Origin of the sequence: Paraburkholderia yinzeri, assembly GCF_046581065.1 — a bacterium.
In the GTDB taxonomy this organism is placed as follows: domain Bacteria; phylum Pseudomonadota; class Gammaproteobacteria; order Burkholderiales; family Burkholderiaceae; genus Paraburkholderia.
Window position 1 is genome coordinate 369,577 of sequence record NZ_JBFOCJ010000003.1, and the last position, 15,827, is coordinate 385,403.

The 15,827-nt window shown below is 66.1% G+C and carries 11 protein-coding genes; 9 read left to right on the forward strand and 2 right to left on the reverse strand.

From position 1 onward, the window contains the following. The first annotated feature begins 18 nt into the window (after window positions 1-18). From tssK to WJ542_RS28490, 7 genes are all read left to right on the forward strand, one after another. On the forward strand, window positions 19-1,398 hold the full coding sequence (gene tssK, locus WJ542_RS28460; RefSeq protein WP_411192895.1) for a type VI secretion system baseplate subunit TssK: 1,380 nt from the start codon (window positions 19-21) through the stop codon (window positions 1,396-1,398). Further along, a complete protein-coding gene (locus tag WJ542_RS28465) occupies window positions 1,391-2,491 on the forward strand; it encodes a DotU family type IV/VI secretion system protein (protein ID WP_411192896.1) in 1,101 nt (366 codons plus the stop codon). The genes tssK and WJ542_RS28465 overlap by 8 nt, the downstream gene beginning before the upstream one ends. Further along, on the forward strand, window positions 2,488-6,393 hold the full coding sequence (locus tag WJ542_RS28470) for a type VI secretion system protein (protein WP_411192897.1): 3,906 nt from the start codon (window positions 2,488-2,490) through the stop codon (window positions 6,391-6,393). Before WJ542_RS28465 ends, WJ542_RS28470 begins: the two co-directional genes overlap by 4 nt. After that, window positions 6,390-7,475 carry a type VI secretion system protein TssA gene (tssA, locus tag WJ542_RS28475; RefSeq protein WP_411192898.1) on the forward strand — a complete coding sequence of 362 codons (1,086 nt, stop codon included), beginning with the start codon at window positions 6,390-6,392 and terminating at the stop codon, window positions 7,473-7,475. The genes WJ542_RS28470 and tssA overlap by 4 nt, the downstream gene beginning before the upstream one ends. Before the next feature lie 72 nt (window positions 7,476-7,547). Continuing rightward, the gene (locus WJ542_RS28480) at window positions 7,548-8,582 is read left to right on the forward strand and encodes a hypothetical protein (RefSeq protein ID WP_411192899.1); all 1,035 of its coding nucleotides are present in this window, start codon (window positions 7,548-7,550) and stop codon (window positions 8,580-8,582) included. An 817-nt stretch (window positions 8,583-9,399) separates the two neighbouring features. Continuing rightward, entirely contained in the window at window positions 9,400-10,995 is a 1,596-nt protein-coding gene (locus WJ542_RS28485) for an APC family permease (protein ID WP_411192900.1), read from the forward strand. A gap of 269 nt (window positions 10,996-11,264) precedes the next feature. Continuing rightward, window positions 11,265-13,001 carry a tetratricopeptide repeat protein gene (locus WJ542_RS28490; protein ID WP_411192901.1) on the forward strand — a complete coding sequence of 579 codons (1,737 nt, stop codon included), beginning with the start codon at window positions 11,265-11,267 and terminating at the stop codon, window positions 12,999-13,001. A 141-nt stretch (window positions 13,002-13,142) separates the two neighbouring features. Here WJ542_RS28490 and WJ542_RS28495 read toward each other — a convergent pair whose 3' ends face one another. Continuing rightward, window positions 13,143-13,589 carry a MarR family winged helix-turn-helix transcriptional regulator gene (locus tag WJ542_RS28495; RefSeq protein ID WP_411192902.1) on the reverse strand — a complete coding sequence of 149 codons (447 nt, stop codon included), beginning with the start codon at window positions 13,587-13,589 and terminating at the stop codon, window positions 13,143-13,145. A gap of 83 nt (window positions 13,590-13,672) precedes the next feature. On the opposite strand from WJ542_RS28495, the gene WJ542_RS28500 reads away from it, so the two are divergent. Together WJ542_RS28500 and WJ542_RS28505 are read left to right on the forward strand one after the other, a co-directional pair. Beyond that, a complete protein-coding gene (locus WJ542_RS28500; RefSeq protein WP_411192903.1) occupies window positions 13,673-14,038 on the forward strand; it encodes a YciI family protein in 366 nt (121 codons plus the stop codon). A gap of 16 nt (window positions 14,039-14,054) precedes the next feature. After that, window positions 14,055-14,672: a glutathione S-transferase family protein gene (locus WJ542_RS28505; protein WP_411192904.1), complete on the forward strand. Its 618-nt coding sequence runs from the start codon at window positions 14,055-14,057 to the stop codon at window positions 14,670-14,672. 57 nt (window positions 14,673-14,729) lie between these two features. Here WJ542_RS28505 and WJ542_RS28510 read toward each other — a convergent pair whose 3' ends face one another. Continuing rightward, window positions 14,730-15,788, reverse strand: a complete 1,059-nt coding sequence (locus WJ542_RS28510; RefSeq protein WP_411192905.1) for a HoxN/HupN/NixA family nickel/cobalt transporter — start codon at window positions 15,786-15,788, stop codon at window positions 14,730-14,732. Between the last annotated feature and the right edge of the window lie 39 nt (window positions 15,789-15,827).

Consider the following 15,827-nt stretch of genomic DNA (forward strand, 5'->3'; position numbering starts at 1 on the left):
GCGACCACCTTCTCCGCTATGCGCATCCCATTTCCCGATCCGGTCTGCTGGTTCGACGGCATGCCTTTGCTGCCGCAACACTTTCAGACCCAGGCGCTGCACGCGGCAGGTCATGCCGCGTTGCTGGCCAGCGCAGCGCGTTCCCATTACTGGGGCGTGCTCTCGCTCGAGTACGACGCGGCGGGCCTCGCCCAAGGCCTCGTGCGTATCAGCGCGCTGGAGGCGATCCTGGCCGACGGCCTCGCGATACGCCACACGCCGCTCGATCCGGTGCTGGAGGTCGACGTGGCCCGCGCGTTCAGCGAGCCCGATGAAGCCGTCACCATCTATCTCGCGGTGCCGCCGCTTTATCGGAGCGGGCAACTGGACCCCCAGGCGGGGCGCTACCGGCAGCGCGAAAGCACGGACGTGCCGGACCTCGTCTCGGGTGGCGAGCCCGCTTCGATCACCACCTGGTCGCCGCGCCTGCATCTGATGACGGATCTCGGCCGGCACGAATTCGACCGGTTGCCGCTCATGCGCCTCAAGCAGCAGGGCGGCGGCGTGGCGGTGACGGAGTACGCCGCGCCGTGTCCGTTCGTGCGCGCCGACTCGCTGCTCGGTCAGCGCGTGATGCGGGTGCTGATGCGCGTGCGGGAGAAGTGCGTTTTTCTCGCGGGGCGGTTGCAGGCGGCCCAGCGCGCGGAGGAACGCGACGATGCCGCGTTGATCGAGCGTCAGCTCTGCGCGCTCTGGACCCGCTTGCCGGAGGTCGAGGCGACGCTCGCCACGGGCGTTGCGCATCCCGCCGAGCTTTACCGCGCGGTCGCCGGCATGGCGGGCGCACTCGCCGCGCTGCGTCCCGCGCACGGCGTGCCCGCCTTCGCGGCATTCGATTACATGGAGTTGCTTGCATCGTTCGATCCGCTGCTCGAATGGACGGAGGATGCTCTTGCAACCATACGGCAGGGCTATCGCGTGCGCGCGTTCAACGCGGAGGGAGGCAGTTTCTGGATTGCGCCGCCGTTTGGTGGTAGCGGTAGTAGCGGCGGCAGCGTGCCGCGCGAACTCGTGATCGGTTTGCGTATGCCTCCCGACGCCGGCGAACACGATGCGAGCCAGTGGCTCGATCAGGCCGTGGTGGCGTCGCGTCCCCATGTGGCGACGCTCGCGCGCCAGCGCATGCGCGGGCTGTCACGGCGCCGGCTTGCGCGCGAAGAGCGCTCCGCGTATGCCACGGGCGACGACACGACGCTCTTCATGCTTTCGTCGGAGGAAACGTGGTTCGACCGCACCCAGCCCTTGTGTATCGAGGTGCGGTCCGCCGCTACGGGGCGCGCTCCCTGGGCGGTGCAACTGTTCACGCCGTCCGACGATGGAGACGACGATGGCCGCCGATCCGGAGCCGGCGATGTTTGACTCCGCCAACAAGGATCAGGAGCGTTTGCCGCTGACGCGTGCGTTTGTCGCGGCGTTCGCGCACGCCGAAGAAGCGCGCGCGCACCTTGCCGAGCGGGCCGGACCGGCAGGAGAGACCAGCGCCGCCGACGACGGCGGAGCGCGCCCCGATGCCCGGCAGCAAGCCGATGCGCTGGCCACCCAGTTGCAAGTCGCCACGCGCAAGCTCGCGCGCGATGCGATGGCGTGGACGGGGGCGGCGGGCGAAGCGGACATCGCCGCCGCGCAGTATGCCTACGTCGCGCTGCTCGACGAACGGCTGCTGTTTTCCGCGTGGCCCGGTGCGAGCGCATGGGAAACGCAGCCGCTCGAGGCGCGGATTTTCGGCACCCGTTCCGCGGGCGAACGCGTGCCGACCGCCATCGAGGCCTTGCTTGCGCAACGCGATCCGTCGCAGCGCGATCTCGCGAACGTCTACCTCGCCTGCCTCACGTTAGGTTTCAAGGGACGGCTGCGAGGCGAGGCCGGCGCGCTGCGCCACGATCAACTGCGCCATGCGTTGTTCGCCTTCGCCATGCAGCGCGATCCCGAACCCGAACGCCTCAGCGCGCCGCTCGAACGCACCGCACTGGCACCGGGCGAGGTTCGGCCGCTCGGCCAGATGTTTCCGGATCGCGCGCGCCTCGCGCTCCTCGTGGGGGGCGGTTGCGCGGCGCTCATCGGCATGTCGGAACTGCTGTGGCTCTTCGCGACCGCGCCCGTGAGGCCCGCGCTCGATCGGTTCGAGGCGATTTCGCTCGTGGCGGAACGTCCGACCCATGTCGATGCGACCACGACCTCGGGCGTGGTGTTGCCGCGTGCAGAGAGGCAGGGCGCGGTGCACCCGCTGGCGCCGTTCGGCGGCAGTGCGCCGTGGCCTTCCACCAGCGTGCCGCAGACGCCTGCCACGCCGACTGTTTCGACAACGCCGGCCGAAACGCTCGCGCTGGCGCCTCCGGTCGCGGTGCAACGGGTCGTCGCCGTTACCGTCGGTGCGCATGATGGCACGCGTGACGGCACGCTCGATGGCGCTGATGCGAGCGGAGATTCGCTGCAGGCGGGAGCGCGGCCATGACGAATACGCTCGTGACGGTCCTCCTCGTCCTCATCGCGCTTCTGCTGGCGTGCGTGCTGATTGCGCTGCTCATACGCTGGTTGCGCGGGCGCGACGAACGCCAGCCGTTGCGTAGCTTCAACGCCGTGATCCGCGCCGTGCATGCCGCCATGGGCGTGCGCGACGCGTACTCCGTGCCGCGGGTGCTGGCGACGGGAACGCCGGCGGCGCTCGACGCGCTCGCGCGTAGCTGGCGCCTCGCTCCGGTTGGCGAGCCGGCATGGTACGGCCGGGTCTGGCACGACGCGGAAGGGATCCTGCTCGCGGAGCCTGGCGACGTGCTCGGCACCGCGGCCGAGCGTCGGCGCGGCGCCTGGCGGCGGCTCACGCGCGCGCTGCTGCGCAACCGTCCCGGTCGGCCGCTCGATGCGCTGCTCTGGGTGGTGGCGCACGACACGCTGATCGACGAAAACGGTCAACCGCGCGCGGACACGAATGCGGCGATCGAGGCCTCGCGGACGCTGATCGCGCTGCAGCGGCAGTTGGGGCAAATGCTGCCGCTCTACATCGTGGTGACCGGCTGCGACGCCGTGCCGGGCTTCGACACGCTCGCGGCGCGGTTAAAGCGCGTGCGTGCGGAGACCCCGCTGGGCTGGGCTTCTCCATACGCGCTGCGGCGCACGTTCGAGCCGGCGTGGATGGACGACGCCTTTGCCGATCTGTGCCGCGCGCTCGCGGCGACCATCACGGAAATGGGCACGCTCGACGGCGCGCTGGACGGCGATGTCTTCCTGCTGCCGCAGCGCCTCGATGCCCTGCGCGAGCCGCTGTGCGAGCACATCGAGCCCGCGTTGCGCGGGGCCGCGGACGGCACCGCGCCGCTCATGCGCGGCATCTGGTGCGTGGGCGCGGTGCCGCGCGCGCTGGATGCGCTCGCGGCCGAGCCGGGCGAACCCGCTGCCGCCGCGCCGCCGGTCTTCGCGTCGCGCCTTTGGCACGACCTGCTGATGCGGGGGCAGGGCCTTACCGTCGCCATTCCGCGCGTGCTCGCCCTGCGGATGCGGCGCTACCGCGTGGCCACCGCGCTGGCGATCGTAGTGGGCTGCTTATGGAGCGTTGGGCTGGGCGTGGCGACCTGGCACGTACGCAGCGACGCGCATGCGCTGGCGGGCGCCTACGACACGCTGACGCTGGCCGGCGTGGCATGGCACGAATCGGCGGCGAGCGACAGCGAAGCGGCGGCGAAGCGCGTGCTCGGCAGCGCGGCCGATACGTTCGTCAAGGTGCCGCGCTGGCAGCTTTCGACGCTGTTCATGCCGCTGTCCTGGTTCGGCCTGCGGCAGCGGCTTACCGAAGCGCAGCACCACATGCTGAGCGGGCTCGTGTTCGCACCGCTGCGCGAGCGGCTTGTCAGCCGTCTCGCCAGTCTGAACTGCGCCGACACGACCGCGGCATCCGACCCGTCGGCCAGCGATGCCGCCGCGGCGAGCGGCGCGCGGCGGCCCCAGGATCTGCCTGACTACACCATGGGGACGCGTCTCGTGGCGAATGCCGCGCAGACCGAGCGGCTCGTCCAGGGCTACAACGAACTCGTCGATCCGGAAAGCGGCAACACCGCGATGCTGGCCCACCTCATGCTCGGGACGGCGGGTGCGAGCTTTCCGCCCGATCACGTGCAGGATCGCGCGGAGCTGGACGAAGCCCTGCGCGTGTACGGAGCCGACGACGGGGCGCTGCCGTTCGACGGCACCGATGCCCTTGCGGCGCGCGCGCGCACGAGCGTCTGCTTCGAGGAGACGTTCGATCACTGGTTCGACCAGATCTATCTGGACTCCTCACTCACGGAGAACGCAGCGCAGATCCAGTCCATGCTGGGCGACCTCAAGGCGTCGGGCGCGGCGCCCACGACGGCGGCGCTCGACGAACTGGCGACGCGCATCGATACGCTCGCCACCCAGGTCGATACGGCGGACCACGGCTGGGCCGGCGCCCACGGCCAGGAGCTGGTGCCGGGCCTTGGCGCCACCTTCGATACGGCGAAAGGGCTGCACCTGATCGGCGCGGGACCGGTAGCCGCCGTGCTGGAACACGAACAGGGCGAGCAGAGCGCCTTTGCGGCGCGGTGGCTCGCGAGCGGCAACCTGCCGGGCGTCCTGAATTCGAATGCCAGCAGCGGGCTGCAACTCGCGGAAGACCTGCTGCCGCTGCGCGACGCGTTGCGCACCTTGCTCGGCCAGTCGTTCGTCTCGGGCGAAGGCGGCGCCGAGGCCCAGATTCGCGGCGTGACGGCGGATTCCGCCCAGCAGGCGCTCGCGGTGCTGCCCGCGTACAAGCAGTACGCCGCCGGGCTTCTCGCCCAGGCGCCCGAAGCGTGGCGCGGCGCGTTGCTCGCCGCGGCCGGCAACGCCACCGTGCACAGCATGGTGGCGGCGCTATCGGAGCCCGCGGCGCCCGGCACCCCGCGCGACGTGGCGTATGTGCCGCAAACGCAGGCGCCGCCCTTCGACGCCTTGCGCAAGAACGCGCTCGACCTCGTCGATGCCTTCGATTCGCTCGGGCGCACGGATCTCGCGCAGGCGGTCGCGCTGCGCGTGAGCGACGCGGCGCTCGGCGTGCTGCGCTCGACCGACGTCCAGTTGCAATCGCTCGAACCGTTTCGACCGCTGCGCGGCGACTTCTCGGGATGGAACGGCAGCCCGGGCGGATCGCAGCGCGCCTTTGGCGCAGCAACGCCCGAAGCGCTGCAAACCTACCTTGCCGCGCAAGCCAGCGCCGTGTCCGACACGGCGGCCGGTGCCGCGAGCGCGCTCGACTGGCTCGCCACGCAGAACCCGCCGCTGTCCACTGCGGATGCGCATCTCGTGGCCCGCTGGAAGGCATTGTTCGCCGATCTCACGCAATACCGCGCGAGGAGTCCGGCCAGCGCGCTCGTGGCCGTGCCGGCCGTCATCTCCAATCAGCTCGACAAGATGGACCTCGACACCTGCGGCGCCTCGCTCGCTCAGGCGGACGTGCCGCCAACGGGCGACGTCATCGCGAGCGCGGGCATGCAGCTCGTCTCGTCGGCACGCGAGCGCTGCTACCGCTTGCAGATCGGCACCGGCACGGATGCGTACGAACAGTTGCGCAGCACTTTTGCGCGCAACCTGGCCGGACGCTTCCCGTTTTCCGCCGACGCGAATGCACCGGCCGCCGATCTGCGCCAGACGGCGGCCTTCGTGGCGCTGCTCGATGCGAAGCTCGCGGACGCGCAACGCGGCATGAGCGCGGCCGAGGCGAGCGGGGCCGCGCATCCGGACGCGCAGCAGTTCCTCGCTAAGCTCGCGCGCGCGAAGCCGTGGCTCGACGCGCTCGTCGCGCGGGGGGCGGACGGCGCGCTCGTGGGCGTCGACGTGGCGGTGGACTGGCGCATCGATCGCGCCGACGAAACCGGCGCCGACCAGGTGATCCAGTGGTCGGTCGAGAGCGGTGGTCAGACGCTCGCGTGGCCCTCCAGCGGCGGTTCGCCGCTGCGCTGGGCGCCGGGGCAGGCCGCCGCGCTGAGCCTGCGCTGGGCGAAGGACGGACCGTGGCGGCCGATGCAGGACGCTGCCCAACCGACCTTGTCGGTCGACGGCGAGGACGCCACCTGGGCCGCCAACGACACCTGGGCGCTGCTGCGTCTCGTGCGCCTTCATGCGGTACCGGAAGATAGCGCCGAGGGCGCGGGCAACGCGCGCATGCTGCTGAGCGTCCCGGTGCGCGATCGCAACGGCGCCACCCAGACCGCGCGCATGTTCATGCGCGTGGGCATGACGGGGGCGTCGAAGACCGCGCTCTCGTATCCGGACCTGCCGTTCTCGGCGCCGGGGAGCAGCGTATACATCCCGCGAACCGTCAGCTACGGACAGTGGCCGGCCAATACCGAAGCAGGGCACGGATGAAGCCGATCTACGACATCGAAGCGCTCGTTCAGCCGATACCGGGCGACACGCCCGGCGGCGTCTCGTTGCTTCACGATCCCGCGTTCGACGCGATCAAGGCCGCGCGCCGCGAAGACGATCCGGCGTTGCCGGCCGGCATCTGGCAGACCGCGCTGAAAGTGGCCGACTGGGCCGAGGTCGAAGCCGGATGCCGTACGCTGCTGGTGGAGCGCAGCAAGGACCTGACGCTGGCGGCGTGGCTGGGCGAGAGCTGGCTGCATCGATACGGATGCGGCGCGCTGCCGGCATGTTTCGAACTGCTGAGCGAACTCTGTGCGCGTCATTGGGATTGCTTGCATCCGCTGCCGCGCGATGGCGATTATGGCTTTCGTGCCGCGCCGCTGGCGTGGATTTCGCAGAACTATCCAACCCTGCTTGCGGGGCGTGTGGCTCTGTGTGCCGGGCCAGATGGATCCGCGTTGACGCTTGCTCGCTGGGTGGCCACCCAGCGCGAGGCGATCGCCGTGAAGGACCGCAAGGATGTGCCGGCCGCGAAGCGAGAAGAAGCGGCGCGCGCGGCGATGGCGCTGGTGCAGGCGGTGCTGGGCGCTACGCCCGCCGCATTGCATGCGCAGTTGCGGGCCGTTGGCGCGGCTCGTGAGCCTATTGCGAAACTCGATGCGTGGTGCACGCCACGGCTGGGTGCGGAGGCGCCGGGTTTCGCGTCGCTGCTGGAAACGATCGAGCGGATCGAGGGTGTCTTGCGCGAGTGGCTCGCGTTGCATCCGGACTGGAAGGAGGAAGCGATGGTTGAAGTCGCACCGATTCAGGAGTCGCCGGTGGTTGGCATGCCGGAGAGCCGGCCCGTCGAGCGGATCGACAAGCTGCAGTCGCGCGAGGAGGCGTACCGGTTGCTGGCGGTCGTTGCCGATTATCTGATGCGTTATGAGCCGCATAGTCCTGTGCCTTATATGCTGAGGCGGGCGCTGGATTGGGGGGCGAGGCCGTTGCCGGAGCTTCTGCTTGAACTGACGGCGGGGGAAAGAGGTCGGGCGCTGGGCAGTGCCCTGGGGTTGCTGCCTGAGACTGAACAGGGGCGGTAGGGGGAATGCCGAATCCGTCTTTCAGCGGTTCATTGCGCGAACTCGACTATCAACCAGGCACAGGTGCGCTTCATGTATAGAGTCAACCTCGAAAAATTGGCCGAATGCAGCAAGTTGGTCAGCATGAGTTCGTTTGGTGGTGTGGTACCCCATGGCACGAAGGCGTACACCGACTGGCTCAAAGCGAAGCTCAATGAGATTGCGAACTTCCGGGAAGATGGAGCGGGCCAGAAAATCAAAAGCCTTTTAAACGCCCCAACCTGGGAAGACAAACTGGACCGTGACCTGGAAGCGGCGTGGAATGTATCTCTCCTGATGCGCACTGGAGAACTTCATTTTGCCCAGCAAGTCGCCGAAGTGGTTGTGGCGCAGCTCAAAGCAGAAAGGCGGCCGATTTACCCTGTCATTAACTCGGACTGGAAAAGCGACGCCTGGCTTACCGGGCTGGTGTTGGGCACGGAAAGGATGCCGGACTTGAACCCGGAAGGCATTGGCTTTGGTGTGCGTGCCAAACTTATTCCAGAGCAAGAGCACAAGAAGGGATTGCCGCCCGGACAATATGACGTGCTCTATGTCGACGACGCCAGCTACTCGGGAACGCAAATTTTCAATCTTGCGAACAGCATTTTTTTAAGCGGGCTAAGGCCGACGAGAATTTTGCTTATGCTCGCCGGTATCAGTACGCAAGCCATGGGGAAAATATCTTCCTCCAGGCTGTTTAGCGTAGGGAAATGCAAGCCGTTTTGTGATGAGAAGGTGACAACCCAGATCACGAACATATGGGAGCCGTCGCCCGAGACCAGGAGTCTTTTATGGGCATTTTTCGGCGATATGAAACATATCGAGGCCGATCCGCTGACCCTTGAGCCCAAACCTACGACGGGTGAGATGCCTATTTTTTTGCACAACTGCCTGACAATATTGCCTTACAAGATACCGGATTCACTTTCAGTGCCCACTCATCTCTACCTTGCCTACGATCCCATTACCCAGTCATCTGTCTTTGAGTCCGAGGGCGGCCACATTTTCCGCTCGAATGGGCAGGTGAACTATCGAACCATCATGGCGGGAGGGGCGGCGGCCTACGCGACAATAATGACAATGTGAGTCGGGTTGGCTGGCGCTGGCGTTTACCACCCCGGTTCGTGTCCCTGGCACGTCAACATGCAGCCGAGCGCCGCGACAGTTCCTACCGCGCCGAGCCCGGCGCCCACGGCGATATTCTCCACGGCGGTTGCGCAGCCCTGAAGCGACATCGCTGAAGTCAGCAGTGCCGCGAACACAAGGCGCCTGAAAATGCTGCGAAAAGCGGGATGTCCTGTTGACATGGTTCGATCGTCGTCGTGAACGGCTTCATGGCTTGCATGAGAACTCCGAGCATATCGACGCAGATGCAGGGCAATTCCTCAAGCTAGGTCCCCAAAGCGCAACGGCTTACCAACCGTTTCTATTTCGGCAATGCCGGTCGGACGGTCGAGTGACCCCTCACGAAGCGGCGGTCAACGTCGGGCCATCGCCTACACTTGTTCGTGCCATCCGGACGCCGTCCACGCGTTCGCCGAACCTGCCCGCGAGGTCATCGGCGACCAAAGCGCCCGAGGATGGCCGGCGTCGTCGAGTGGGGGCAGGGAGGCGCTCCGGCCTGTTATGCAAATTTTGCATATACCCATGCTGATACAGCATTAGACGACTGCGACCCGCCACTTCATCATCGCGTCTCCGCCATAACGGCGGTCGCCCGCCTGCACAGGGCACCGCAACAAAAAACAGCGCTATCGGCACCCCGCCGACTTGCGGAGACAGGCGCAGCACATCGCCGCGTGCGTACCGTATTCGCCTGCCTCGCTCCCGCGCGCTGTCCATACCGTATTGCATGGGATCCTACCGGACGCCAAAGCGCCAGGTGAGGTCGACAGGAGACAATGTGAATCAATCAATACAACGGAACATCGGCCCGTTCGCGCTGATGTTTACGGGCCTCGGCTCGATCATCGGTTCGGGCTGGCTGTTCGGCGCGTGGAAGGCGGCGAAGATTGCGGGTCCCGCGGCCATCTGCGCCTGGGTGATCGGCGCCGTGGTCATTCTGGCCATCGCGCTCACCTACGCCGAACTCGGCGCGATGTTCCCGGAGTCGGGCGGCATGGTGCGCTACGCCCGCTACTCTCACGGCGCGCTGGTGGGCTTCATCAGCGCCTGGGCCAACTGGATCGCCATCGTCTCGGTGATCCCCATCGAAGCTGAAGCCTCGATCCAGTATATGAGCACCTGGCCCTACGACTGGGCACACGCGCTCTTCGTCGACGGGTCATTAACCCATTCGGGGCTGGGACTCGCAGCGCTGCTCGTGATCGTGTACTTCATGCTCAACTACTGGGGCGTGACGCTCTTCGCGCGCGCCAACAGCGCCATCACGATCTTCAAGTTCATCATCCCGGGCCTGACCATCATCGGTCTGATGACGACGGGCTTCCACCACGAGAACTTCGGCCAGTCGACCGACTTCGCGCCCTACGGCTGGTCGGCGGTGTTCACGGCGGTCGCGACGAGCGGCATCGTGTTCGCGTTCAACGGCTTCCAGAGCCCGATCAACCTCGCGGGTGAAGCGCGCAATCCGTCGAAGAGCATTCCGTTCGCGGTGATCGGCTCGATCGTCTGCGCGCTCGTGATCTACGTGCTGCTGCAGATCGCCTACATCGGCGCGGTCAACCCCGCCGACGTGCTCAAAGGCTGGAACACGTTCGCCTTCAAGTCGCCGTTCGCGGAACTCGCGATCGCGCTGAACCTGAACTGGCTGGCGATCCTGCTGTACGTGGACGCGTTCGTGAGCCCGAGCGGCACCGGCACGACCTACATGGCGACGACTTCGCGCATGATCTACGCGATGGAGCGCAACAACACGATGCCGAAGATGTTCGGCAACGTGCACCCGTTCTACGGCGTGCCGCGCAACGCGATGTGGTTCAACCTGCTCGTGTCGTTCATCTTCATGTTCTTCTTCCGCGGCTGGAGTTCGCTGGCGGCGGTGATCTCGGTGGCGACGGTCATCTCGTACCTCACCGGTCCGATCAGCCTGATGGCGCTCAAGCGTGCCGCGCCGGACCTCGATCGTCCGCTGTCCGTGCCGCTCATGAAGGTAATCGCGCCGTTCGCGTTCGTCTGCGCGTCGATGATCCTGTACTGGGCGAAGTGGCCGCTGACGGGCGAGATCATTCTTCTGATGATCGTGGCGCTGCCGGTGTACTTCTACTTCCAGGGCAAGAAGGGCTGGGGCGGCTGGGGCCAGGACCTGAAGGCGGCGTGGTGGCTGTGCGCCTACCTGCCGACGATGGCGGTGCTTTCGCTGATCGGCAGCAAGCAGTTCGGCGGCAGCAACGTGATTCCCTACGGCTGGGACATGCTGGTGGTGGCGTTGTTCTCGCTGGTGTTCTACTTCTGGGGCGTTCACTCGGGTTATCGCTCGCCGTACCTGAAGGAGCGCGACGAGGAGGACGAGGTGCTCGAGGGTATCGGCGCGCACTGATCGCCGATCCTCTTTGGGCGGCGTTCGTGCCGCCATGAACAGCGAGGCCCGCCTGGAGCGATTCAGGCGGGCCTTTTTTACTGTGCCTGGCCGCGAGGTGATCGAATTCGTTGGACCGTGCGGCGCAGGCCAAGGCTCCCGACCGCGCCAGCGCCCCATCGGCTCCGGGAAAAACGTCGGAATCGAAGGCCACGCGCCATATCGGCCATAATCTCGCCCATCACTTTGTATGGACCCACACGGCAGCACGCCCTGTGCGAGACGCAATCATGAGGAAACCACTCAATCAGCGGCAACTCGACGCCCTGCTTCAGCAGGCGCTCGCGCTTCAGCAAAATGGCGCGTGGACCGAAGCCGCCGAGATTTATCGGGAGATCCTCGCGGTTCGGCCCAAACACTTCGACGCACTGCAGTTGCTGGGCGCGCTCGCCTTGCAGACGGGCCATCTCGACGAGGGCATAGCCCTGCTGCAAACCGCTCTCTCGATCAACGGGAAGCAGGCGGCGATTCACTCGAACCTCGCGTTCGCGCTCAATGCCAGATCGCGGCACAAGGAGGCGCTCGAGCGTGCCAACCACGCGCTCGCGCTGATGCCGGATTTCGTCGACGCGCTGACCAATCGCGGCATGGCGCTGGGCGCACTCGACATGCCCGCCGAAGCGCTGGAGAGCCTCGATCGCGCGCTTGCGCTCAAGCCTGAAATGCCCGAGGCCTGGAACAACCGCAGTTGCGTGCTGCGCGACCTGGGCCGACCCGAAGAGGCGGTAACGAACTGCGACCGGGCGCTCGCGCTGCGGCCCGATTACGCCGAAGCCTGGAGCAATCGCGGCAATGCCCTGAGCGACCTGAACCGGCCCGCGGAAGCCGAAGAGAGTTACCGCAAGGCCATTGCGGCGGCACCTGGCCTCGCCGACGCCTGGAGCAATCTCGGGCTCGCGCTCATCGACATGAATCGTCACGCCGACGCACTGTCCAGCTACGACCAGGCCCTCGCGCTGAAGCCCGACCATGTCGAGGGGCATTGGAATCGCGCGTTGTGCCTCCTGCAGATGGGCCGGCAGGAGGAAGGCTGGCACGAGTACGAATGGCGCTGGAAGCGCAGGCGCAACGCGGCGAGCCGACGCTCGTTCGAAGTGCCGTTGTGGCTTGGCGACGCGCCGCTCGACGGCAAGGCGATTCTGCTGCACGCCGAGCAGGGCCTGGGTGACACCTTGCAGTTCTGCCGCTATGCGTCGATGCTGGCACGGCGCGGCGCACAGGTGGTGCTGGAGGTCCAGCCCGAACTGGTTCGGCTGCTCGCGCCGCTGGAAGGCGTCGCGCACATCGTCGCGCAAGGCGATCCATTGCCGCCGTTCGATTTGCACTGTCCGCTGCTGAGCTTGCCGCTTGCGTTCAAAACCGATGTCGCGACCCTCCCCGGCACAACGCCGTATCTGTTTGCGGATGCGCAAGCGGTCGGGCACTGGGAAGCAAAGGTGAGTCAAGCAGCGGGTCCGGCGGCGCTGAAAGTGGGGCTCGTCTGGGCGGGCGGCGATCGGCCTCATGTCCCCGAACTCCGAAAGAACGATGCACGTCGCTCGATCGCACTGGAGCGGATGCTTCCGCTCTTCGACGTGCCGGGTGTCCGGTTCTTCAGCCTGCAGAAAGGCGCGCCCGCGCAGCAGCTTGCCGCGTTGCAGGAGCGTGGCGCAGGGAAGCCTGGCGCCGATATCGTCGACTTCACCCGCGAGCTTGCCGACTTCGCCGACACGGCCGCACTCGTGTCGACCCTCGATCTCGTGATCTCGGTCGATACGTCGACGGCGCACCTCGCGGGCGCAATGGGCAAGCCGGTCTGGATCCTGAACCGTTTCGATACGTGCTGGCGCTGGATGCTCGAACGCAGCGACACGCCCTGGTATTCGAGCGCCCGGTTGTTCCGGCAGCCCGCGCTTGGAGACTGGGATAGCGTTCTCGCCGCGGTGCGCGAGGCGCTCGCGGCACGCGTGGCGACGATCCCGTCCTGAATCCCGGCGAGGTTGCCCTGGCTCACCGTCATGGGAAAAGCGCAACTAACGGTCCGCCACGCGCCGCATCGCAAACAGCAGCATCGCGGCGCACTAAAAAGCGAGCAAGGAGGGGCGGGAGGTCAACTTTGTCGCGTACCGCTATGAAAGCGCGCGCAACTGCTGGCGCAGCCGATCGACTTCACCCGGAGCAAAGGGCTTTTCAATTTCGGCATGCATCTGCTGCCACAAAGGGAAAGCCTCTGCGAGCAGCCGCTGGCCGGCGGGCGTCAGGGTGAGCAGACGGCTGCGCTTGTCGTCCGGATCCTGCGTAATGGTGACAAGCTCGCGCCGCTCCAGTGGTTTGAGCGCGGCCGTTAGCGTGGTGCGATCCATCGCGAGCAGCGAGGACACGTCTTTCATCGCCGGGGGATGGGGCCGGTTGAGCGACATCAGCAGCGAAAACTGCCCGTTCGTGAGGTCCAGCGGGCGCAAGGCGTCGTCGAAAATGCGCGCGAGGTTGCGTGCCGCGCGCTGCATATGCAGGCACAGGCAGCAGTCGCGAACCATCGCGGTCATTTCGAAGGGAATTTTTTTCGCCCGTGCCATGTTGCAATTATGTTGATATCAACCTATCCTGTCAAGGCTCGAAGGGCAACATTCCGTTGCTCCCCTCATCGGACGGAGGATCTATGAGCGATCAGCAATTGTTTCTCGCGGTGTTTCTCGGCAGCAAGGACAACCCGCGCATGCATGCGTGGATGGCATTGCCGGAAAAAGAACGGCTCGCCAGGCAGCGGGAGGGCATTGCGGCCTGGCATGCCTGGGTCGACAAGCATCAGGCGGCGATTGTCAACATGGGTGGTCCGCTCGGTAAGACTTTGGCCATCGGCGAACATGGCGTCAAGGAAACGGTCAACGCGCTGTCTGGCTTTACGGTTGTGCGCAGCGCCTCGCATGAAGAGGCCGCGAAGATGTTTGAAGGCCACCCGCATTTCGCGATCTTCCCGGGCGAGTCGGTTGAAGTGATGCCCGTTCTTCCGATCCCTCGCGGCTGACTTCCAGGGAGCCGTCATGAAACTCTATGGATTTCCAGGGACCCGCGCGCAACGTGCGCTGTGGGGGCTGCACGAAGTCGATGCCGATTTCGAATATGTGTCGGTGAACCTGCTCCAGGGCGAGCACAAGCAGCCCGAATTCCTGCGCATCAATCCGGCGGGCAAGGTCCCCGTGCTGGTGGACGGCGACCTCGTGATTCCGGAGTCGGCCGCGATCGTGCTCTACCTTGCGGAAAAATATCCGGAGAAAGCGCTGCTGCCGGTCGATCTCGAAGCACGGGCGCAGGTGTATCGCTGGACCCTGTTCGCGGTGACCGAACTCGAACAGCCGCTCTGGAGAATTACCCGGCACGCCTTTCTTTACCCGCCGGACAAACGCCTACCGGCCGATATCGAGCTGGCGCGCGAGGATTTCAAAGCCATGGCCGCGATCCTCGAAAAGCATCTGGAAGGGCGTCAGTTCCTTGTTGGCGACAAGCTGACGGTGGCCGATTGCGTGATGGTCTATCTGATCGATTGGGCGAACGAAATCCAGTTGGTCGATGGATTCCCGGGCTTGCAGGCATACCTCGAACGCCTGTATGCACGGCCCGAGGCGCCGCAGCGAATCGCCGACGCGCGCAAGGCGGCGTGATGCCGATGCACGCAAGTTTGCGTGACATCGGCTGCCCGCCGCAGCGCGCGCGGTGAATTACTGGCCCGACCGGTAGACCGGCAGCTCGTCGTAGCGTTTCAGGCGGTAGATGGCGAACGACACCAGCCACGCGAGGATGAACACGCCGATGATGACGAAGCCGAGGTTGTTGAAGTTGTCGTTGAGGGTGCCGATCAGATCCCAGAAACCGCCTTTCAGGTTGAACTGGTCGGCGATCAGCCCGAGCGTTTCGATGCCGCCGATCAGCACCGCAACCAGCACGGAGACGAGCGTGATCGTGAGGTTGTAGTAGAGCTTGCGGATGGGGCGCACGAAGGCCCAGTCGTAGGCGCCGAGCATGAGCACGCCGTCGGTCGTATCGACGAGCGACATGCCGGCTGCGAACAGCACGGGAAACACGAGCACGACGCTCATCGAGAGGCCCTGCGCGGCCTGGCTTGCCGAAATGCCGAGCAGGCTCACTTCCGTTGCGGTGTCGAAGCCGAGGCCGAACAGGAAGCCGAGCGGCAGCATCCACAGCGGTCCCGAAACGAAGCGGAAGAGCGGGCGGAAGAGCCGGGCGAGGAGGCCGCGGTTGTTCAGCAGCAGATCGAGATCGTCGTTGTCGTAGGGCTTGCCGCGGCGGACCTTGTTGAAGGCGCGCCACACGCCGCGCAGGATGACGATATTCATCGCGGCGATGAGAAACAGGAACAGCGCGGAGACGCTGGTGGAGATGACGCCGCCAAGATCCTTCCAGGCTTCGACGCGGCTTTCGAGGGCGGCGGCCGTCGCCGCGACGGCTGCCGCGACCAGCAGCACCACGGCGGAGTGGCCGAGCGCGAAGAAGAAGCCCACGGTCACGGGACGCTTGCCGTCCTGCATCAGCTTGCGCGTGACGTTGTCGATCGCGGCGATATGGTCGGCATCCACGGCATGGCGCAGGCCAAAGCCATAGGCGAGGAGGCCTGTGCTCAGGAGCAGCGGGTGAGCGTGAAAGGCGATGAATGCCCAGATCCAGGCACCGATGTTGAAGGCTGCAAGGACGACGTAGATGCCGATGACGCGGCGGCGGAGGGACGCCGGAGCGGCAACCGTTTCCAGAGTGGTGGACATGTGACAGATCCTGAGGTCGGGACTGTCCCTGCAACGAGC